Consider the following 21,580-nt stretch of genomic DNA (forward strand, 5'->3'; position numbering starts at 1 on the left):
GCACCCCAAGGGCTAAAGGCATCTTCGACTGACTCATCGGTGTCCCTCAGTTGGGATGCCGTAGCCTTTGTTGGGGGAATCAAAGAATACGAAATCTTTAGGGACGGGGTTTCCGTCGGGACCCGCGTTGGCACGTCGTTTAATGAGAGTGGTTTAAAGCCGGAAACTACGTATAAATACCAAGTTCGGGCGATCTCAATGGCGGGAAATCCATCGGAGCTGAGTGACGAGCTTTCCGTTACAACAGAGCCGACGCCTGTTCCTGATCCGGAAAGCATCAGCGTCAGTCCATCGTCTAAGACATTAAACGTAGGTGAGACGCAGCAAATTACCGCAACAGTATCGCCTAGTGGGGCTGATCAGGGCGTAACATATACGTCAAGCAACACGTCAATCGCAACGGTGACTAGTTCCGGTAAGGTAACTGCGGTTGCAGCTGGTTCTGCTACGATTACTGTAAAATCGAAAGTGAAGACAACAGTTAAGAATACCGTATCGATCACTGTCGTCGACCCGGCGCCGTCTGGCGGTGAGTAAACATGGATATATCTCTGGATGAGGTAAAAGAATATCTGCGTATTGATGGAGATGAGGAGGATTCCCTTATCTCCTTTTTTATTTCCGCAGCGAAGACGCATCTTGAAAACGCCGGTGTAACCGACAAGGAATCTGAATTATATAAATTGGCCGTCCTCATATACGTCACAGACGCGTATGAAAATAGATCAACGGCATTGAGTGGAAATAAAGTAGCTGGAATCGTATTGCAACTGAGGTGATCTCGTGAAAACAGGCGATTTTAACAAGCGAATCACATTTCTTCGGTTTACCGAAACGACAAACGGTGAGGGATTCGAAATAAAGGAATGGTTACCGGTTGCGACCGTCTGGTCAGCGGTTAAGACGGTCCAGGGGCGTGAATTTTACCAGGCTGGCGCAGTACAGGCGGACAGAACAGCACGATTTGTTATTCGGTATTCAAAACGGATGAAGTCGCTTCTTAGAAATGACTTGCGCATTTCATACGCGGGAAGGACGTTCGAAATAGAAAGCTTTATAAATGACGATGAACGTAACGTCACCTTTACGTTAGTGACGAAGGAGGTCGGAATCAAATGAGCATTCAGATTTCCGGGTTTGACGAAGTAATGCGAAACATCCAACGTATGGGCAATCGGGCTAATTCGTTAAAATCCGGCGCATTAGATGCCGGAGCAAAGCCTATCTATAAAACTATGGAAGATAACAACCCAAGTAAAAGATACAAGATCGCTGTCGAAAAAAGTAAGTCAGACGAAGTAGTAATCGGTCCTGAAAAAGACTTTTTCACAGCGCATTTTCTTGAATTCGGCACAAGCCCACACCTTATAAAACTGCGAAAAGCCAAGATACAAACAGACGGCCAAGTTGTTTACGGTAAGGAAGTTAACCACCCAGGGCACGCTCCTCGACCATTCGTTGAGCCGTCTTTTATTGCGTCTAAGGAAGATGCGCAACAAGAGATTGTTAACTACCTGAGAAGGAATTTATTGCCATGAGTCTACGGAGTCTAGTAATGGCGACTTTAAAGGATATTGGCGTACCTGTTCGATTTATTACGTATTCGGGCGACGAGGACACGTACATTCTCTTTTATGTTTATACCGTATCTGACGCACTTTCAATGGAGGATGAAGAAACTTTCGCTAATCACTATGTTCAGATTAGTATCTTCACAAAAGACCCGACAAAATATTCAGAATTAGAAAAAGAGGTAAAGAGCCGGCTCAAACGAGCTGGCTTTTTTCGTTCAAACGAGCAGGACCTTTATGAAAACGAAACTGAGCTTTTTCACAAAGTCTTGCGTTATGGGACGACACTAAATACGGAAGAGGAGTGAAGCAACCTATGGCAAAAGGCGTACGCGTAGGTTTAAAAAATATACACTTTGCGAAAATTCTAACGGAAGATGAGAACGGAGTTACTTACGATACTCCGGTTAAAATCGGAAATGCGATCGAAGCAAGTATCACACCGAACACAAACAGCGAAACTCTATATGCTGATGACGGCCCTTCAGAAGTTGAATCTTCGTTGGGAGAAACGGAAGTTGAAATCGGTATCGATCAATTATCAACTACTGCACAGGCGTTGTTGCTCGGTCACACTATTCTTAGCGATGGTGTACTAGAGAAGAAAGAAACGGATATCGCACCGTACGGAGCGTTGCTTTTTGAGTCAGCTACTACTGGAGGGAAATCTAAACTTTACGCGCTATATAAAGGGAGATTCCAGCCGCAAGAGGAGTCTTTTGCAACTAAAGGAGATAGCCCAGAATTCCAAACAGACTCAATTTCTGGCGTATTTGTACGTCGCGATCACGACAAGGTTTGGCAACGTAGCGTATTTACGGGAGATGAGGGCGTGAAAGCAGAGGTTATTGAAAACTGGTTTAAGAAAGTTTACGAACCAACAACTTCTACTCCCTGATGCGCCCCAGAATCTACGGTACGACAGTACGACAGATTCTATTACAGTTGAATGGGATCCCGTAGATGGGGCGACTTCATACAACGTTTACAGAGGCGCAGACAAGAAATTCGCTGAAAACGTGACGCAACCTAAGTATGTAACAACCGGCATGAGTCCGGATACTAAACTCACAATTAACGTAACGGCTGCTAATGAGTCCGGCGAGTCTCCTATGAGCGAAATTGTGACACAAACGAAGATGAAAATAGAAACGGAGAGCTAAGTTTTTAGCTCTCTTTTTATTAAAAAAAATAAAGAAATTAGGAGTGTGGGTTATGCAAATCACATTAATGATTGATGGTGAAGAGAAGGTATTTCAAGCACCTTTCGTAAAGGGGCGTATGTTGCGGGAAGCTATTAAACTTTCGAAGTCGAGCAACTTTGATGATTTGGATGTTGAAGATTTGGACGCATTGGTAGGTTACGTAGTCCGAGTTTATGACGAACAATTCGATATCGATCAATTTTATGATGGGATTTCTTCTGAAAAACTAATTCCTACAATTACGGAAACAATCCAACAAGTCGTTGGAACTGTAGCTGTTCCAAATGAACAAGTTGGCGAGAACAAAGAAACTGAAGCGCAGGCAATCGGTGAGGTAAAAAACTAACACCGGGGTATATTTTACCCCTTGATGTTTTAGATCAACTTGATAGGGATCTCAAAAAGCTCTATCTCGACAACTCCGAAAAACCCTCGGATATCTATTACCTAGACGAAATGGACATCGGGTGGTTTTGCGAACTAATGAATTTTAGTGATGGTGGTAGCTCTCACGGAAGCGGAAAAACACAACAAAAACTCGGCTATATCGATCAGATACCGGGTTTTTAGAAGGGAGGTATCGGAGATTTGGCGACTGAATCAGTCGGATCTATACGCGTTAGTTTAGGTCTAGACAACATTGACTTCTCTCGCGGCCTCCAGGACGTTAACAGAAAATTAAAGGTACTAAACTCGGAATTCAAAGCAGCAATGGCTGGCGCTGGCCGATTCGATAACAGCCTGGATTCATTGCGTAATAAGACCGACATATTAAATCGGACTTTACAAACGCAAAAGGCAAAACTTAACGAGTTGAAGCGGCAATATGAAGAGAGCGTAAGGACGACGGGAAGGTATTCGGCACAATCCGAAAAGCTCCTCGCCCAGTATAATCGAACTGTTGCAGCGGTTCGGAAAACTGAGGATCAGTTAGACCTTCTTAACCGTAAAATGAGAGAGCAGAGCAACGGCTTCAGTCAATTAGGCGCTAAAATTAGCGCAAGCATTAAGACGATCGATACGAAGTTGCGCGTATTGGATTCGTCATTTGAGGCCGCATCAGCCGGCGTAAGGGATTTCGGTTCTACTACCGAGCAACTACGACAAAAATCGGAACATCTTACGCAATCGATCTCGTTACAAGAGCAGCGACTTAAAAACATCCGCCGACTGTATCTCGAAGCTAAACGCGCAAAAGGCGAAGATGCTCAGGCGACTCAAGAATTACGCGTTCAAATGAATCAAGCGACGGCACAACTTCGAACAACTCAAGCCGAACTGGCCGCAACGAACCGACAGATCCAATCGAACACGGGCCGTTGGAACGAGCTCGGCAACCGGATGGGTGAAGTCGGGGACCGGATGCGGGACGTTGGGGGTCGAATGCAATCTGCGGGATCTGAAATCGCGATGTCATTCGGCGTAGCGACAGCGGCTTTAGGCGGAGGTCTTGCGGTTTCAACGAAAAAAGCGATGGACTTCGAGCAGCAGATGTCGAGCGTGAAGGCGGTCATGAATCCGGCAGAAGCCAACCAATACAGCGCTGCCCTTACGGAATTAGCCATTAAACTCGGTGCTGATACGAAATACAGTGCGCTTGAGGCTGCGCAAGGTATGGAAGAACTCGTAAAGGCCGGTGTATCTACGAAGGACATACTGAATGGCGCACTTAAGGGCGCGCTATCGCTTGCGACAGCGGGAGAATTAGAGCTTGCGGATGCGGCGGAAATTGCGTCGACTGCACTGAATGCGTTTAAAGACGATAACATTAGCGTTGCACAGGCAGCAGATATTCTCGCAGGGGCCGCAAACTCTTCTGCAACAACGGTTGGAGAGATGCGGTATGGTCTTCAAATGACATCCGCAGTAGCAGCCGGTATGGGACTGTCTTTTAAAGACACGGCTACTACACTAGCCCTCTTCGCACAGAATGGACTTAAAGGATCAGATGCAGGTACTTCGATGAAAACGATGTTAAGTCGTTTAGTACCTATGACAAAAGCTCAGTACGAGACAATGCACGATCTTGGTCTAGTCACCCTTGATACTTCCGAAGCTTTTAAACGTATGGCTGATAAAGGCTTCAAACCAGCGAGTAAAAATATCGGCGATATATACGAGGCACTTAACAAGTATGTTGAAAAGACGACAGGAGCGAAGCAAGGGACCGAAAAGTTCGAGAAGGCCTTTGACAAAGCCACTCGGAGTCTTGGAATCATGGACAATAAATTTTTCGATGCTAACGGAAATATTCGGAGTATGACAGAAATATCTGGAGAGCTTTCTAAGGCGCTTGACGGTTTGTCCGCAAAAGATAAACAAGAAGCCCTTTACAATATTTTCGGTAGTGACGCTATTCGAGGCGCGTTGATTCTTGGTAAGGAAGGAAGTAAAGGCTTCGATAAAATGGCGGCTGCAATGGATAAAATTAAGGCCGATAATGTTGCTGCTGAAAAAATGAATAACCTTAAGGGTAAAATCGAAGAGCTTTCCGGTGCCGTAGAAACTGCACAAATTTCATTTGGTAATGCGCTAACCCCAGCTATCTCTGCACTCGTTTCTGTGCTTCAGAGCGCGACGGACTGGTTTAATGGTCTATCTAAAGGAATGCAATCGTTCGTAGCTATTTCTTTAGCGGTTACAACTGTAATTATGGGCATTGTTGCAGCGTTAGGTTTTTTAATGCTAGGTGTCGGCCAAATGATATCTGGACTCGGGACTGTAAGCGGTCTTTTAAAAGGTTTGATAAAAAGTGAAAAGTTCATAAAGGTTATAGGTGTTGCATTCGGAGCACTTACGAGTCCGATCGGCCTTACGGTTCTTGGCATAACCGCGGTAGGAGCAGCTCTTGTAATCGCGTACAAAAAGTCTGAGAAATTCCGTAATTTTGTAAACGGCGCTTTTGAATCAGTCAGAAACGTGACGGTTACGGCATTCAGCAGTATTTCGGCAGTGGTAGGCGACACATTTAATTTTATACAAAAAGCTTCGGTAGCCGGGTGGGAGAGATTTTCTGACGGCGTCTCCGTTATTGTTCCGGCAGTACGAAAGCGATTTGCTAACGTGGTTAATTCAATAGGTGAATTCGTTTCAAACATCGGATCGTCGATCGCAGATAGATTCGGTTCCGGACTAGCGGATAGAACCGGCTCCGCAGTAGATTTATTCATTCAGAATTTAAGGGCTGCGTTTTCGAGCGTGGGCGGAATCATATCGATTTTAGCGCCAACCGTGACTGCGTTAGGGCTGGCGATGGCCGGAGTTTCCGGATCTATTGGTTTTGTCATCACCTCTCTTGTTAGTCTAGCCGGTTTTTTATTCCGACTATATCAAACAAACGAAGAGTTTAGAGCGTCTGTACAGAACGCCTGGTCACAGATTATGTCGGTGATCGGTAACGTTGTAGTTGCGATTCAGCCAATCATAAATCAATTTATCGGGTATTTTTCGGATATTGCAGCAGAGCTTGCACCTGAATTCGCGAAAACGGGCGAAGTCATAATGTCCAGCATTAGTTCGTTAGGACCAACGTTTACTGAGCTCGGAAATGCTTTTGGGGAATTGTGGACAACGTTAGGTCAATCATTCTCTGAAATTGCGGTTCAGATAGCGCCGGTAATCCAGGAATTAGGCGTGACTTTCGCGGCGTTTCTACCGCAAGTTGTAACTTTGGTTGGACAGTTGATTCAGACATGGGCATCTTTCCAAGTCCAATTCGCACAACTTATTATGCAAGTCGCATCGGTACTATTGCCAATGTTAGCTCAAGCATTTACATCTTTGCTTCCGCTGATTTTACAAATCGTATCGTCTGTACTTCCAATAGTGCTACAGTTGATTCAGTCCCTTGTTCCAGTAGTAACCACTATTGCGACTACCTTGTTACCAATTTTGCTACAGGCGTTTCAGTCAATTTTCCCGCCAGTACTGGCGATAATTCAGTCTGTAGTGCCTATCGTCGCTAATCTGTTAACATCAGTTGCTCAAATCTTGAGTCAGTTGGCTGTAACCTTGCTACCACTCATTCTGCAAGTTGTTCAGGCTGTTTTCCCTGTTGTAACAAGCATCATTCAGATTGCCATGCAGGTAGCCGTAACGGTTTTACAGTTAGTGGCAACTATAATTCGTACTGTTCTTATCCCAGCGATCCAATTCGTGCTGAAAATTGTGCAAGTCGTGTTCCCTGTAGTTGTTAGTGTAATCCAAAACGCACTCAATATCGTGATCAACGTAGTTAAGTTTTTCACTGCGCTACTAAAAGGCAATTGGAGTGCGGTCTGGAATGCGATACTTGGGATTCTGAAAAGTATTTGGAACATAATCACCGCAGTAATCCGAGGAGCTGTAAATGTAGTCCTCACACTCTTTTCTGGATTGGTCAATGGGGCAGTTAGCGCCTGGAATTTCTTGAAGGACAGAACAGTAGGTTTGTTCAAATCAATCGGGAAATTTGCGGCCGACACGTTCCACAACATGATCGAGGGAGCAAAGGCGCTACCAGGTGAAATTGGTGACGGAATAAAAAATATGGCCGGCAGAGCTCTATCCGGAGTTAAATCTCTAGGAAATACGATGATCGGCGGACTTGAAGGAATTATCAATGGCTTGACGCAAAAAGGGATTAACAAGCTACTCGATACATTCGGGGTGGATAAAAAACTCCGGATCCCTAAACTCGAAATTCCGAGGTTCGCTAAAGGTACGCCAGCAGGTGGGCACAAAGGCGGTCTTGCTATCTTAGGAGATGGAGGCGGTCCGGAGTTATTCCGTACACCTTCCGGTTTCACAGGTTTAAGCCCTGGAACCGACACGCTCTTTAATCTGCCAAAGGGGACGCAAGTCTTGCCGCATAAAGAAACACGCGAGGTACTATCTTCTGGAATCCCCGCATTCAGGAAAGGTACGAAGAACAAAAGTTTCTTCGATTCTGCTATCGATGTTGGAAAATCCGCTGTTGATGCGGGTAAAGCTGCCGTAAACAGTGTTAAGGATTTCGCTTTTGATGCGTGGGAATACGTAAGCAATCCGTCAAAACTTATCGCTAAAACGATAGAAAGTCTCGGACTGAAGTTGCCGGATATTTCCGGAGCTTTCGGGACAATTGCGAAAGGTGCCTTCGGTAAAGTCAAAGATTCCGCCGTCAGCTTTATGAAAAAGAAACTCGCTGACTTTGGTGGAGCTTTCGGAAGTGGCGATAAAGCGTCCGGAAACGTTAAGCAATGGATTCGGGCGGCGATGGCTAAAACGAATTCGCCAGCTTCTTGGTTCGCTCCACTCGTTACAATTGCGATGAAAGAGTCCGGAGGCCGTACGGGTCCGTCTACAATTAATCGTTGGGACTCGAACTGGAGACGTGGTACACCGTCAATGGGACTTATGCAAACGATCAAACCAACGTTTGATGCGTATAAGCTTCCGGGCATGGGCGATATCATGAATCCGGTGCACAACGCGGTTGCGGCTATACGTTATATCAAATCTCGCTATGGAAGCCCGTTTAATACTCCAGGCATCAGATCGATGGAGAAAGGCGGTCCGTACAAAGGATATAAAATCGGCGATATTGTGACGCAAAAGCAGCTCGCCTGGATTGCGGAAGAAGGTCCAGAAGCGATTATTCCGTTGCAAAACCATAGGCAGCGGGCGCAGCAATTATGGACGGCGGCAGGAAGAGAAATCGGTATGGATCCGTCTGGTGGAAGTAACGAAGAAGAACTCGCGTTGTTGCGTGGACAGAACGCGCTACTCAGACAGACGAACACATTGCTAACGGGGATTCTACGCAAAGATCCGAGTGTAGTTGTCGATACGGCAGCACTAACGGACAGTGTAGAAAAAGGTCAGGCACAAAACATCGGATTCAATAAGCTGCTGTGGGGTGATCGGTAAATGGCGTATCTTACGATTATAAAAAACGGTGAAACCATTGATCACCGTAAATACGGCTTAAAGCTTTTGAGTTTTCGCAAGGAATCGCTAACACACCGAACTAACTTTGAAGAAATAGGAGGCAGGCATGGCGCAATAGATACGGGAACGACTTTCGGTGAGCGAAAACTTAAAGCGACGTTTTTAATGCAAGGCGTAGACCATCTTGATTATCAGTTGATGATCGATGAGGTCTACGCTTTATTTGCGTGCGAAGATTCAATCGAATTAATAGATTCGAGACAGCCCGGTAAAGTATGGACAGTAAAACCAAGTAGCACATTTGAGCCTGACGATTTAAACCCGAGGAGCGGTAAATTTGAGATCGAATTTACGTCTCCGTTACCGTTCGCGAGTTCGTATGGTTCTACTCTTGATCCGTTCACATTCGGCGAAGAAGTTTGGCAAATCGGGCAAGGGCTGATTCCTTCAGATAGCCTAGTTTACAGACATCGAACTACTCGATTCAGTATTTTCAATGCTGGAAATGTAGAGGTTGATCCTTGCCTTGAAATGCCGTTGAATATCGTTTATAAAGGCGCATCCTCAAATTTTTCGATCAAAAACAAAACGACCGGGCAGACGATTTCATATAACGGGACCTCTAAGTCGACCGATTCTATAAAACTCGAAGGGCTGCGCCATCTGAAGAACGGTATTAGCATTTACGGAAATACCAATCGCGGATACGTTTCATTAAAGCCAGGATGGAATGACTTCGAACTTACCGGCACATCTGGAAGTTTCGAAATTACATTTGATTTTTTCTTTTTCTATAAGTAGGTGGTCGAGTGAAAACGATAGCAATTAGAGACGTAACAGGTATTATGGAGCCGTTACCGGGATTTTCGGTAGTACGAACAGATGGTAGCGACGGGCAGAGATCAATAAAATTAAACGGCTATAAAACAACTAATAACCAGTACGGCTACCAGTTTGTAAAAAACGAAAATACAGTTGTCTACGATGACGAAGAGTACATCATCAAAACACATCGCGAAAGAACGTACCGGAAAGGCGTCGGAGTTGAGGCAACGGCCATTCATCGCATCTTTGACGACTTGAGGAACAATTACATTTACGATGAGAAGACGGGCACGCTCCGATTGGATGCGATGCTCTCTTTTGCATTGGAGGGAAGCGGCTACACATTCGAAATTGATACGACGGATTTACCAGCGTCAGTCAGAGTTGAAAATTTTGGATGGAATAACTCTCTCGCTCTTTTCCGAGACATTCTCGAAAAGTTCGGTGCAGAGTTCGACTACAAAGGTAAGAAAATCTATGTCGCTAAAAAATTCGGCATCCAAAGAGACGAACCTTTTCTGCGTTATAGGTTCAACGTAAAGGATCCGGAAAAAGAAATTGATACAAGCAGTTTCGCAACGTATATTCGAGGTTACGGAAAGAAAGACGATAAAGGAAACTATTTGTTTGCCGAGTACACAAGTCCTTTAGCCAAAATATACGGTATTAAGCACGCTGACCCGGTTAAAGATGAGCGGTACACAGACAAAGATAGTCTTCTCGCAGCAATGAAAAAGCAACTCAACGATAACATCGATATTTCTCTTACCTTTACAGCCATTGAACTTGAAAGTATGGGGCTCAGGGATATTAAAAAGGGTGATTATGTTTGGTGTGTGATTGAACCATTTGACTTAAATGTTCAATTACGAGCTGTAAGCAGAGAAGATTACTCGGATGAAACCAAGTCACCTACGTTTACTTTTGGGACTATTACGAAAAAAGCTTCGGATATTATCGCGAGCTTTAATACGACAAAAAAAGCGGTTGACAAGGTTATCGACACGTCTACCGGAAAAATAAAAGACTCTGCAATTGACACGACGGGCCTCACAACGAAATCCGAGTTTCAGTCGCACGTAGATAACAAGATAGTGCACATAACAGCGGAGGAAAGAGCTGCTTGGAATGCGGCTTCAAATTCAATCGGTGATTTAACTTTTATCACCTGGAGCACGCCAACTCTTAAAAATGGTTGGATTCAGTATACGGCGAATACCGAAAGCTATCCGATTCAATACGGAAAGGATGCGATAGGGACGGTCAATATCAGAGGAGCTGTTTCGTCAGGGGTAGTCGGATCTTCAACTCCAGTCTTTACTTTGCCCGCTGGTTTTAGACCGCCGTTTCCTCACCTTTTTATCGGTGTTTCATCTGTCGCAACAGACGGTACGCCTCAATATTTTCGTGGGATTATAAAGACGAACGGAGATGTTTGCATTGAGAATATCTCAAACAAAGATACTCCCAATCAGTTTATCGGTATCTATACGCAATTTAAAGCGATTTAAAAATAGCGGAGGTGATAACGCTTGGGAAAGTTCTATTATAAAAAAGCCACAACAAGCGGGTTTGATCGCCAATATATAAAAGACCAAAATCAAAACCTAGATGACATAGGTAAGGACATCCGAGAAGTTGACACAAAAATAAATGATCATAAAAAAGCCAAAAACGCCCATACATCCGAACAAATATCGCACGAAAGCGGACTAAATGTCGGACAGGAAATCGAAGTAACGAAGGCGCGCTTTAGAAATCTCGTCCTAAATGTCGACGGAACCAACGTTAAAGAAGTCGTCGATGCCCGTGTCGGCCGGGACGGGACGATTTATCCGACGCTCAGGGATCGTTTAGACGCCGACGGACAGACGGTTGATGACATAAAGGACGATCTTATCACGAGAATCAGCTTTAAAAATGCACTTAGTTATGGCGCAGATCCTACGGGGAAAACACCGTCAGCGGATGCGATTCAAAGCGCGCTGGACGAAATCCACAGCGAAGGTGGTGGTTGGCTCGTCATTCCTGGCGGTACTTATCTGATCGATAAACGCATGATCATTTACGAAAACACACGCGTTACAATGGCGGCTGATTGCGTGCTGCTTCGAGGATGGTCTGGCGGATTCTTTGCAAACGGTAAGCCCACCGATAATTTCTCCGGATATTCCGGAAGAGGTAACATCGTCATTGAGGGCGGTATGTTAGATGGGAATTACCTGAAGATCGAAACATATAAAACGAATGCGATGGACAGCGTTATTATCGGTCACGCGAAAAATATCGTTATCGATAACGTAACGTTTAAAGACGTAATTACCGACCACGCAATCGATGCGAACGGATGTAACGGCCTTCGAATCACAAATTGCAGATTTACCGGATTTATCGATACTAGCGGAACACGTCCTTTTTCTGAAGCGATTCAGCTCGGAGAGTTTACGAAAGGCGGCGTCAACATTTTCGGTGCCTTCGACAGCACGCCGAACACTAACGTCTATATTGCGCATAACTACTTCGGAAAGTCCGATCTTTTAGGCGGTTGGGGATGCGCTGTCGGAAACCACTACGCTGTATACGACGTGTTCCAGACGAACATAACGATATTCGACAATACGATTGAGGATTGCGGGTTTGCTGGCATTCGTACATTTAAATGGGGCGAAGTTAAAATTATTAACAACGTCTTCAGACGGAATCGGGAGTGCGTCCGGATTTCGCAAGTTTCCGGCGGAATCGAGAGCTCTAAAAATGCCTCTGGCGTACAGATGAATCGCCCACAAAACGCTCAAAACATTCTAATCCAAGGGAATGACTTCTACGAGTATACGGTCTGCGGAGTAGTTACCTACGGGCAGATTTACAATAAGGAAGCTGCTTGGAGCGATGGTATCCGGATCTTCGGAAACTACTTTAAACTGCGGGAGAAAGATATCGGCAGCTACGGCAATGAGCAGGCGATTCAGATAATCTACGGAAGGAACGTCTTCATCTCCGATAACAGGATTTTCGGAGGGCGTAGGGGCATCTGGCTCGAGGGTTGTTTTAATACGTTCATCTCGAACAATTATATATCATGTGTAGATACGGAAGCAGTTTACGTTGCGAAAAGCCGCGATACATCTTCGACTATCACAAAATCTACACATTTATCGATAGACGGGAACGAAATTAACACGATCGGGCGAAACGGGATCTACGTCCAGAACTGCGATAATTTTGATGTGCGGAACAACAACATATTCAATACGAATATCGAACAAGGATCAAAAGATCGCGGAGGTGTTTTCGTAGAAAAGGCTTACGATGGACGTATCGAAGGTAACCGAATCCGAGGTGTAGAGAAAATATTCGCCATCTTAGTCCAGTCTACCGCAACTGAAGTGAACGTGTTTAACACGAAGGGAACTGGTCGCGTCATCGTTCAAGGTGATTCGAATCTTAACGGGTATTACGGCACAACACAGAATGATTATATAAGAAAAATCAGCACGAAGAGCAGCAGCTAAATTAAAGGGAGGGATGTCTCCGTATGATATATAAAGATTCCGAAGTCCATTTCAATATAAGCTCGCAAATTAAACGAAGTGTTTCCGCGAACATTCAATTTAGTACGCAGGACATCAATACGGCAAAGCTAACGATCAGCTTAACGAAGGACGGCGTGCCGTTGCCGATAAGCCAAGCGACTCACGGTAAGTTGTTTATGCGGTTTGCGGACGGAAGCAAGTTCTACGTTAATACGGAAGTTCAAGACGCGCTCGGGGGCGTTATTTTTTATGTCTTGACGCCGGATCAAGTTACGCATTACGGAACGGTGCAGGCCGAGCTTTACGTTAATTATGACAACGGCCAGAAATTGAGCGTCCATAAATTTTCGTTTGAAATCGATCGAGCACTCGTCGACCAGGATATCGCCCCGGTGGCCGAATATTATGTTGACGATTTCGAATCGCTAAAGGCCGTCATTCAAGAAATGGCGGACGATGCCGAACAGGTTCTCGCTGAGTTACAGAAGAAATTCGAAAATCTCGATAACATTGAGACGAAAGAAGGCGCTCAGGAAAAAGCAGACGTCGCAGAGGCTGGTGCTAAAGCTTATACCGATAAGCATGCGGCTAAAATTGATAATCCGCACAAGGTAACGAAAGCTCAGGTCGGCCTCTCAAACGTTGATAACGTCAAGCAAGCGTCTAAATCCGATTTTGACAATCATGTCGGCAATACAGCGAACCCTCACGCAGTCACGAAAGCACAAGTCGGGCTGTCGGATGTAGACAACGTTAAGCAGGCGAGCAAGGCCGAATTTGATACGCACAACAGCGACAACACTCGCCATATTACTGCGGATGAACGGACGAAATGGGATGGCGGCCAATTGCGCAAGCTGACAGACGACAGCGGCAAACGGACACAGGTCGCAGACGGTGCGGATCTGCTGACGTTGTCCACCGGATTTTATTTTGCGACAGGAAATGCCGTTCAGAATAACCCGACGACAAATGACAGCGCGCAGTTTACTTACGACGTTATCGAATCCGATCAGGGCCGGAAGACGATCTATGCGTGGAGGACCACGGACAATACGCTGTGGCACGCGACAGTTATTCCGGATACCGCGTTTAAAGGATGGAAGCGAGTTATCACTGACGACGATTTTCGGAAGAAAACATTCGTAGATACGTACGATTTTGATAACTCTGCATTTACGGCAACTGAGGGCGTGGTTACAAAGATAAAGTTCGGAGCTGCCCGGGCTGACGACCAATCAGAATATGACCAAACAAAGTCTGAGATTACCTTGAAAAACAGCGGTTTGTATCTGGTCAGATTGTATATTTCAGCAACAGCCATCCCATCTAATTCGGACATCGGATTTATTTGCTATGTCAATGATGCGCAATATCAAACGATGGGCTACTGGTACCCTTCAAAAAGTACACAAACGAATGTAGTATTCTTACAGCAGAAGTTTAATAGCGGTGATAAAGTTACCTTTCATATTTTCCCTAAAGTGACCGGTAGCACTCCTTCATCAGTCAGTGTTAAGTCTGCGTTTTTAACGATGTCTCAAATAAGATAGGGAAGGGAGTGATAAATTTATGAACCTAGCACTTGCTGTTAAATATTTATTCCCGGATGCGATTATCGGTGAGGACTTTATCATAAGAGACGATGGGGATGGGCGCGGTCAGTATATTGAGACTTGGCGGATAAGCGCTCCGCAACCAAGCGAAAAAGAACTTCAAGAAGCATGGGAAAATTACTTGGAAAACCCAGTTACAGATGATCCACAACTTTCATATACATCCCAGCAGCTTTTAAAGTTAGGCCGTGAGATGTCTTCACTGAAACTTGAAATTCTCGCGCTTAAAGGAGAGATGACTAATGGATCTTAATTTTTGGGTGTACGCTCTTTATTATAATTGGGCTGATACTCCTATGGTTAAGCAAGCACTACAATACAATGACGTAACAATTGAGGAGTTAAGAGACGGTGTAGATCAAGGATATGTTACGCCTGAGCAATTCCAAGAAATAACTGGCGAGAAGTACATTGCCTAGATGAGGAAAAGCATGGTAATATAATCCTATGAGAAAATTATTTTTTATATCGCTAGTTATTATGCTTTTTCTTAGTGTGAATGTTGGGTGTAGCAACGTCGATGCTACAACAAGCAAATCGATAGAGTATTCACCTCTTATAATCGCACATAGAGGAGCTTCGGAGCTGGAGCCTGAACATACAATCAGATCTTATTCGAGAGCAATTAAGGACGGGACCGATTTCATTGAGATCGATCTAAGGGTGACGAAAGACGGAAAACTAGTCGCTTTTCACGATGAAGACGTGTCCCGTACAACAGATGGAAAGGGAGACATTGAAGATTTATCGTTAAACCATGTCAAGGAATTGCGAACTGAAAAAGATCAACAGGTCTTAACTCTTGAAGAGATTATCAAGAAATACGGGGATTCAACGAAGTATTATATAGAGACTCGCGAAGATTCTAAAGGCCGTTTGGTTATGGAGAAGAAACTGATCGATATACTCAATCGCTATAATTTACTTGAAAATAATCAAGTAATCATTCAGTCGTTTAGCGCGAAAAGTTTGAAACAAGTTAGAAAACTCAACAAAGAAGTTCCCATCGTACAACTTGTGCAGACTTGGGATGCGGAGAAACTGTCCGAAAGAATTAAAGACTATAAAAAATACGCGTATGCGATTGGAATTAGTTCTCAGACGCTGTCTGACAAGGAAGTGAAAATGATTCATGACGAGAATATGGAGGTCCATACGTTCTTCCGTGTCGAGTTAGAGAAAGAGGAAACAAAGCGAATGATTGAACTAAAAGTCGACGGTATGTTCGCTAATAACCCGGCCTATTTAAATAAATTACTCGATGGATCAAAGTAATAGCCGTCTTAGCACCTCATTCGCAGAGGTGTTTTTTATTTTGCCTAAATTTAGAGGAGGCGTAGTCATTGGGCGAGCTGGACGTAATCAAATACTTTTTAACGCAAGGGCCGTTCGCGGTCCTTTTTACGTGGCTGCTAATTTACGTAATGAAATCGAATCGTGAACGTGAATCGCGGCTACAGGATCTACTCGATAAATTCAGCGATAAATACGACGTCATTATCGACAAGCTCGATAGACTCGAAGAGAAATTTCGCGGAAGAGAATAACGCGCCCGTTCGGTGAGAGTCCGGAGGGCTTTTTATATACGCAAAATTAACGAAAAGGGAGACGATTAAATGGCGATTTCAGTCAAGAAAAACCTCGTCGCGTCAAGTAAGTATTCCGTTAAGTGTCCGTATTCAATGGATGCGAAGTACATCACGTTTCACAATACGGCGAACGACGCTTCAGCAGCGAATGAAATTGCGTACATGATCCGCAATAACAACCAAGTATCGTATCACTTTGCGGTAGACGATAAAGAGGTCGTTCAGGGGATTCCGACAAACCGTAACGCATGGCATTGCGGAGACGAAAACGGACCCGGCAACCGTTCATCTATCGGCGTCGAGGTTTGCTATTCGAAATCAGGCGGCGCTAAGTATAAAGCGGCCGAAAAACTTGCGATTAAATTCATCGCTCAGCTATTAACAGAGCGCGGCTGGGGCGTTGATCGCGTTAAGAAGCATCAGGATTGGAGCGGAAAATACTGCCCGCACCGTGTACTCGATGAGGGGCGTTGGGGTGCGGTAAAAGCGGCCATCGCTGCGGAATTGAAAGCGCTCGGAGGAAAGTCGTCTAGCCCTGCGAAATCAGCACCGAAAGCATCCGGTAAGACGTATACCGTAAAGAAAGGCGACACGCTTTCGGAAATCGCGGTTAAAACAGGCGTTAGTGTGGCGAAACTCCAGTCCTATAACGGTATTAAAAATCCGAATAAAATCATGGTCGGTCAGGTGCTGAAGCTTACGGGCAGCGTTAGTTCCAAACCGTCCTCTAGCGGTAAGAAATACGTATATCTTCCGGCATCTGCCGACTCATGGCGCATCTATCCGACTAACAAAGCGCCGGTCAAGGGGAACGAGTGCGGATTTCTGCGTCCGAAGAAATTTGGCGGCCTTAAATACGAAATCCTTGCGAATCCCCAAACGGACGTCTATACGATCAAAACGGATCAGTTCGGAAAAGTGAATATCTACGCGGCGAAATCAACCGGCGCAACTATTAAGTAAACGAAAAGGGAGACGATATAAATGGAAGAAGTATTATTATTTGCGACTGTGTTGGCGCCCATCCTAACGGCGCTTGTTCAACTTGTTAAGAAAACGATTAACATGCCGACCAATGTTGTGCCTGCGGTTAGCTTCGTTTTAGGAATCGCACTCGGAGCCGTGGCCTATCCGTTTACGGACCTCGAACTAGTATTGCGGTTGTGGGCCGGCGGTTTTGCGGGACTGGCTGCGACGGGTCTTTTCGAGATCGGCGCAAAACGTGAAGGAACGACCAAGTAAGCGGAACTTTTGGCGGGCGCCTGCGTATAAAAGCGTAGGTGCTCGTATACATAAACTGGTTTGCGGTTAGGTTTGGCGATAGAGTATAATTTTAGTAAATTATTTTGGAGGTAAAGTAAATGAAGAAGATACTGTTATCGCTCCTGTTAATCCCGTTGTTAGCTTTAACAGCTTGTAATTCAGTCGATTCTTCTAAAAACACAGAAGACGAGAAAATAGCTGATACTAAAAAAGAAGAAACTTTCGAAGCGACAGAGAAGAATATAAAGCTTCTTGTTGCAGACGAGCTGAAAGAAAAAGGCATTGAAGACACCGATAAGTTGGACTCATTCGAAATTTTTGATGATGTCAATAAAGATAATAAGCCGATTAAAACCGTACTTATCACATTAAACGGAAATGATAACCTTACAAAAAACATGATAAAGAAAAGCATGCTTAAAGAGGGAGAAAAACTGTTCCCTCGGATATTTGAAGATCAATCGGTCGGAAGGGTTCTAATAACGTGGAAGTTTCCATTAGAAGACGATAAAGGAAATAGTACTTTCCAAAAAGTATTGTCTATTCAACTTGAGCGAGAAACTGCCGACGAAATTAACTGGAAGAAATTCAAGTACAAAAACTTTCCTACCGTAGCTGACAGCTACTTTGAGCATCAAGCTTTTAAAAAATAACAAAATCACCTCATCCTTAATGGGTGGGGCTTTTTATTTCCTCCTACACTCTTAATCCTCGTGAACCTCAAACAATTCATTCATATCTGTGATATTAAACTTATCAATTATTTTTTCAAGCGTTTCTTTTGGGTACCTTTTGGTTTTCCCCGAACATAATTCACTCACAGCGCGAGTTGATAACTCCAATTCCTCTGCGATTTCTTTTTGTTCATATCCGTGCTCCTCGAGCAGTTCTTTCAGACGAAGACGCATCGGCATCACCCTTTCGCATTCTATATCCGTAGTATACGATAAAGTTAAAAATTACGCAAACCGTAATTGACAATTCCGTTTAGTGTAATTATAATTACGTTAAACGTAAATTACGGAAGGCGGAATCGTTATGCATTATTTAGCGGAACACCAAACGTTCGCTTCGACGGCCGAACTCAACGCGGCAGTCTACGAACACATCAAGCGCAATACATACGAATTAAATGACACGGACCGGCTGACGCTGAAGACGATTGCTCGTTACGCAGTCAAATTCGCCGGCGCAGCGCATCTCAAAGCGGAGACACTCGCGGACCTGATCGGAAAGTCCGTCAAGACAGCGCGTCGTGCCGTCAACAAACTCGCATCACTTTCGATCATCCAGAAGGTCGCGACAACACGGAAAATAAACGGCGGCCACGGCGCCAATATCATCGTCATTCTTCCGGTCGGAAGCAGAGTCGAGGACATGCAATTGTCCGAAGATGACCAGTCGACAATGACCACGCGTGGGGATGCCGAAAAGCCATCAGAGCCAACGGATGAATCGCCTAAAACTACGAATGAACCATCGGATTCTATAAATCTTTCAAAAAATCACGTAATAGATACGGTGCCGGCCTGCGGTCTTAAAAATGCGTTACCAAGCGAAATCTACTCCGCAATGGCGCGCTACTTCGAAGCAGACGAAATTTATAAATACTACGGAATCTTATTGCGGGCTAAGGCAAGCGTAGATCCAACGCTGATACTCGAAGAACATCCGCAGCCATTCGTTGAAGCGTGGCATGCAGCGATTCTGAAACGAAAACAGCAGAAAATTAGACGCTTTGACGACTACCTATACGCTAGCTTCCGACAAGCCGCATGGACAGTAAAAGCCCGTGAAAATCGCGTTAAAAACGTTGGGCTATTGGCGGAGTTCGAAACGTTCCTCCAAGCGGAATAGATTGCGTAAGAACATTTGTTCGTGTTATACTTTCGTCATAGATAACGAATAGGACCGAAGGAGGAACCACGAATGACATTACGCGATAGAGGGACGATGAAATGGACGTCTATATTCTTGCCGGAGCACATCGCTAGTCTCCGGAAACTTAAATCCGAAATTGATCACGCATATGAGCGGAAGCCATCGATTGATCCGGAGCAGTGGTCGGACTTTGAATCGAAGATACAATACGCGTACAGGACCGGACAGGATTGCGAGATCCGTTACTGGCGTAATTGGGTCGCGGAGAGGGTGAGCGGCGTGATTGAATCCGTTGATCCGGTCGGAGGGACATTGCGGATTGAAGGCGTTGACATACCGTTCAGGGAGATCGTGTGGGTTGCGTTGGAGGACGTGTGACTCCCTAAAAAGGGGTCATAGTGATATAATAGAGGACATCACAACTAGCATTAATCTTTCGCTCAATTGGAGTGAGGATAATGACAGTGATTAAGAAAGACGATAAAACCGGAAAATATTATTTTGTATATTCTGGCGGGGTTCACCCGATAACTGGTGCTAGAATTCAAAAAAGAAGGCAAGGAATGTCGAGTCTACGAGAGGCGAAAGAGGTTTTAAAGCAGGTCATAATAGAGGTGGATAAGGAAAAAAATTCTCATAACCCTAATAAAAGCGTGTTTAGTACCTTCGCTGAAAAATGGTTTGAATCGAAAAAGGTTAGACTTCGATCAAGTACAATCGTCAATTACCGCGAGCAGCTTGATTACAACATACTTCCATATCTAGGAACGTTTAAAATTAAAGACATCACTGAGGAAGTCTTGCAGCATTATATTAATCGACTTCACAATGAACGGAAACTTGCTCCGGCAACCATCCGGACAGCTTTCGGTGTTGTCGCCGAAGTCTTAAAGAAAGCTTCCCGAAAAGGAGCGTTCGACCTCGCCATCCTTGACGATGTAAACCTTCCTCCCGAAAATCGCATTTCTAAAGTATGGAACGAGTCGAATGTACAAGCGTTTTTGGATGCTCGCAACCGTATCGTGTCACTAACTCGTTACTTTATCGGAATGGTATTATCCGTTATTACAGGCATGCGAATGGGGGAGGTTCTCGGATTGCGGTGGTCCGATATAGACTTCGAAAAGGGTTATTTAACAATTCGACAAACTCTCGCTAAGATAGACGACGAAGGTAATTACGGATTAGTTCCCGAGGTCAAAACTGCGGCGGGCTTCAGGACCGTCCATTTACCGAAATTCTTTATCGAATACTTAATCGAACATAAGAAAATGGTCCAGCGCGAAAAAGAAATTCTCGGCGAGGACTACATCGACTATGATCTCGTAGTGTGTACGAAGCACGGTAAGTGGGTACATCCGAATAACTATCGACGGGCATTTACTCGGTTAATTGCGCAGCTTGAGCTCCCGAAAATCCCTCCGAAGAATTTGCGACATACTCACGCGACGTATTTAATCAGTATCGGAATCAGTCCGAAGATTGTTCAGGAGCGTTTAGGCCACGCACATATCAAAACGACGCTCGGAACGTACAGTCATGTTTTGCCTTCGATGCAGGCGGAATTAGTCGGAAAATTGGACGATTTAGTCGCGAAAGTGTGACCGCAGTGTGACCGTTTTGTGTGACCGGATGTGAGAGCGTTGATATGACGGGATTTTAACAACGGATTCCATCACGAAGACTGCATGAACATCATCATGAACGATTTAATTGAGCTGATGGACCCGCGCTACATCGAAGTCTGGGGCAAATTCACGCCGAGGGGCGGAATCTCGATCGACCCGTACACCAACTACGGCAAGCCCGGCACAAAGTATGAAAAAATGGCCGAGTATCGGATGATGAACCATGATCTGTATCCGGAGACGATTGATAATCGGTGATGATGCGGGCAGATGAAGCGAAGGTTTGTGATCGATGTGTGACCGAGACGCGTACTGTTACGCGTCTTTTTTGTTCGAAATTTCCACGAACAATTACCAAGCGTATTGGTCGAATGCTAGTCCGGGTATATGAAATACGATTCGAATTGTTAATTGAAAGGTAAAGAGGAGGAAACTTCGTCGTCACTCGCCTCGTTAACGTCTCCGCTTGACAGTTCGTCGTTAACTGCGAATGCTCTAGCGTTCGGTATTTAGATGGTTTCCGTCTGTTTTTAGTCTTGTTTGTTCATTTATTCGTGAA

Annotated in this window: 24 protein-coding genes and 2 pseudogenes; 25 read left to right on the forward strand and 1 reads right to left on the reverse strand. The window is 44.8% G+C overall.

Features of this window, described 5'->3' with window-relative positions:
• Nucleotides 1-12: 12 nt before the first annotated feature.
• The 21 genes and pseudogenes from TRNA_RS44520 to TRNA_RS29320 form a co-directional block, all read left to right on the forward strand.
• Nucleotides 13-225: pseudogene (locus TRNA_RS44520) on the forward strand (fibronectin type III domain-containing protein); the annotation flags it as partial.
• Entirely contained in the window at nucleotides 199-537 is a 339-nt protein-coding gene (locus TRNA_RS29230) for an Ig-like domain-containing protein (protein WP_223307087.1), read from the forward strand. The pseudogene TRNA_RS44520 and the gene TRNA_RS29230, both read left to right, overlap by 27 nt.
• Nucleotides 538-539: 2 nt before the next feature.
• The gene (locus TRNA_RS29235; protein ID WP_011197911.1) at nucleotides 540-779 is read left to right on the forward strand and encodes a head-tail connector protein; all 240 of its coding nucleotides are present in this window, start codon (nucleotides 540-542) and stop codon (nucleotides 777-779) included.
• A gap of 4 nt (nucleotides 780-783) precedes the next feature.
• A complete protein-coding gene (locus tag TRNA_RS29240; protein WP_011197912.1) occupies nucleotides 784-1,119 on the forward strand; it encodes a phage head closure protein in 336 nt (111 codons plus the stop codon).
• On the forward strand, nucleotides 1,116-1,538 hold the full coding sequence (locus TRNA_RS29245) for an HK97-gp10 family putative phage morphogenesis protein (RefSeq protein WP_016885201.1): 423 nt from the start codon (nucleotides 1,116-1,118) through the stop codon (nucleotides 1,536-1,538). Before TRNA_RS29240 ends, TRNA_RS29245 begins: the two co-directional genes overlap by 4 nt.
• Nucleotides 1,539-1,555: 17 nt before the next feature.
• A complete protein-coding gene (locus TRNA_RS29250; RefSeq protein ID WP_223307088.1) occupies nucleotides 1,556-1,879 on the forward strand; it encodes a tail completion protein gp17 in 324 nt (107 codons plus the stop codon).
• An 8-nt stretch (nucleotides 1,880-1,887) separates the two neighbouring features.
• Nucleotides 1,888-2,469, forward strand: a complete 582-nt coding sequence (locus tag TRNA_RS29255; RefSeq protein WP_011197914.1) for a major tail protein — start codon at nucleotides 1,888-1,890, stop codon at nucleotides 2,467-2,469.
• On the forward strand, nucleotides 2,420-2,734 hold the full coding sequence (locus TRNA_RS43215; protein ID WP_011197915.1) for a fibronectin type III domain-containing protein: 315 nt from the start codon (nucleotides 2,420-2,422) through the stop codon (nucleotides 2,732-2,734). The genes TRNA_RS29255 and TRNA_RS43215 overlap by 50 nt, the downstream gene beginning before the upstream one ends.
• Nucleotides 2,735-2,786: 52 nt before the next feature.
• Nucleotides 2,787-3,122 carry a phage tail assembly chaperone G gene (gene gpG / locus TRNA_RS29260; RefSeq protein ID WP_011197916.1) on the forward strand — a complete coding sequence of 112 codons (336 nt, stop codon included), beginning with the start codon at nucleotides 2,787-2,789 and terminating at the stop codon, nucleotides 3,120-3,122.
• A gap of 242 nt (nucleotides 3,123-3,364) precedes the next feature.
• The gene (locus TRNA_RS29265) at nucleotides 3,365-8,665 is read left to right on the forward strand and encodes a phage tail tape measure protein (protein WP_011201638.1); all 5,301 of its coding nucleotides are present in this window, start codon (nucleotides 3,365-3,367) and stop codon (nucleotides 8,663-8,665) included.
• Nucleotides 8,666-9,487, forward strand: a complete 822-nt coding sequence (locus TRNA_RS29270; RefSeq protein ID WP_011197917.1) for a phage tail family protein — start codon at nucleotides 8,666-8,668, stop codon at nucleotides 9,485-9,487.
• 8 nt (nucleotides 9,488-9,495) lie between these two features.
• Nucleotides 9,496-11,022 carry a phage tail protein gene (locus TRNA_RS29275; protein ID WP_011197918.1) on the forward strand — a complete coding sequence of 509 codons (1,527 nt, stop codon included), beginning with the start codon at nucleotides 9,496-9,498 and terminating at the stop codon, nucleotides 11,020-11,022.
• A gap of 21 nt (nucleotides 11,023-11,043) precedes the next feature.
• Nucleotides 11,044-13,023: a right-handed parallel beta-helix repeat-containing protein gene (locus tag TRNA_RS29280; protein ID WP_011197919.1), complete on the forward strand. Its 1,980-nt coding sequence runs from the start codon at nucleotides 11,044-11,046 to the stop codon at nucleotides 13,021-13,023.
• A gap of 23 nt (nucleotides 13,024-13,046) precedes the next feature.
• Nucleotides 13,047-14,597: a phage baseplate upper protein gene (locus tag TRNA_RS44115; protein ID WP_011201639.1), complete on the forward strand. Its 1,551-nt coding sequence runs from the start codon at nucleotides 13,047-13,049 to the stop codon at nucleotides 14,595-14,597.
• A 19-nt stretch (nucleotides 14,598-14,616) separates the two neighbouring features.
• Nucleotides 14,617-14,913, forward strand: coding sequence for an XkdW family protein (locus TRNA_RS29290; protein WP_011197920.1), 297 nt, complete (start codon nucleotides 14,617-14,619; stop codon nucleotides 14,911-14,913).
• Nucleotides 14,903-15,079 (forward strand): XkdX family protein, encoded by a 177-nt coding sequence (locus tag TRNA_RS29295; RefSeq protein WP_011197921.1) that lies wholly within the window; start codon nucleotides 14,903-14,905, stop codon nucleotides 15,077-15,079. The genes TRNA_RS29290 and TRNA_RS29295 overlap by 11 nt, the downstream gene beginning before the upstream one ends.
• A 28-nt stretch (nucleotides 15,080-15,107) precedes the next feature.
• Entirely contained in the window at nucleotides 15,108-15,935 is an 828-nt protein-coding gene (locus TRNA_RS29300) for a glycerophosphodiester phosphodiesterase (RefSeq protein WP_011197922.1), read from the forward strand.
• A 68-nt stretch (nucleotides 15,936-16,003) separates the two neighbouring features.
• Nucleotides 16,004-16,207, forward strand: coding sequence for a BhlA/UviB family holin-like peptide (locus TRNA_RS29305; protein WP_011197923.1), 204 nt, complete (start codon nucleotides 16,004-16,006; stop codon nucleotides 16,205-16,207).
• Nucleotides 16,208-16,276: 69 nt separating this feature from the next.
• Complete coding sequence (locus tag TRNA_RS29310) at nucleotides 16,277-17,212, forward strand: N-acetylmuramoyl-L-alanine amidase (RefSeq protein WP_011197924.1); 936 nt, start codon at nucleotides 16,277-16,279, stop codon at nucleotides 17,210-17,212.
• Between the two features lie 21 nt (nucleotides 17,213-17,233).
• On the forward strand, nucleotides 17,234-17,491 hold the full coding sequence (locus TRNA_RS29315) for a holin (RefSeq protein WP_011197925.1): 258 nt from the start codon (nucleotides 17,234-17,236) through the stop codon (nucleotides 17,489-17,491).
• Nucleotides 17,492-17,610: 119 nt separating this feature from the next.
• Nucleotides 17,611-18,165, forward strand: coding sequence for a hypothetical protein (locus TRNA_RS29320; RefSeq protein ID WP_011197926.1), 555 nt, complete (start codon nucleotides 17,611-17,613; stop codon nucleotides 18,163-18,165).
• A gap of 51 nt (nucleotides 18,166-18,216) precedes the next feature.
• Here the strand turns inward: TRNA_RS29320 and TRNA_RS29325 are convergent, their stop codons facing one another.
• Nucleotides 18,217-18,420 carry a helix-turn-helix domain-containing protein gene (locus TRNA_RS29325; protein WP_011197927.1) on the reverse strand — a complete coding sequence of 68 codons (204 nt, stop codon included), beginning with the start codon at nucleotides 18,418-18,420 and terminating at the stop codon, nucleotides 18,217-18,219.
• Between the two features lie 130 nt (nucleotides 18,421-18,550).
• Here TRNA_RS29325 and TRNA_RS29330 point away from each other — a divergent pair, with 130 nt between their 5' ends.
• The 4 genes and pseudogenes from TRNA_RS29330 to TRNA_RS29345 form a co-directional block, all read left to right on the forward strand.
• Nucleotides 18,551-19,369 carry a helix-turn-helix domain-containing protein gene (locus TRNA_RS29330; protein ID WP_011197928.1) on the forward strand — a complete coding sequence of 273 codons (819 nt, stop codon included), beginning with the start codon at nucleotides 18,551-18,553 and terminating at the stop codon, nucleotides 19,367-19,369.
• 72 nt (nucleotides 19,370-19,441) lie between these two features.
• The gene (locus tag TRNA_RS29335; protein ID WP_011197929.1) at nucleotides 19,442-19,771 is read left to right on the forward strand and encodes a YolD-like family protein; all 330 of its coding nucleotides are present in this window, start codon (nucleotides 19,442-19,444) and stop codon (nucleotides 19,769-19,771) included.
• 80 nt (nucleotides 19,772-19,851) lie between these two features.
• Nucleotides 19,852-20,997: a site-specific integrase gene (locus tag TRNA_RS29340; RefSeq protein WP_011197930.1), complete on the forward strand. Its 1,146-nt coding sequence runs from the start codon at nucleotides 19,852-19,854 to the stop codon at nucleotides 20,995-20,997.
• A gap of 57 nt (nucleotides 20,998-21,054) precedes the next feature.
• Nucleotides 21,055-21,279 (forward strand): annotated as a pseudogene (locus tag TRNA_RS29345) (7-cyano-7-deazaguanine reductase); the annotation flags it as partial.
• Between the last annotated feature and the right edge of the window lie 301 nt (nucleotides 21,280-21,580).

The organism is Bacillus licheniformis DSM 13 = ATCC 14580 (assembly GCF_000011645.1).
GTDB lineage: Bacteria > Bacillota > Bacilli > Bacillales > Bacillaceae > Bacillus > Bacillus licheniformis.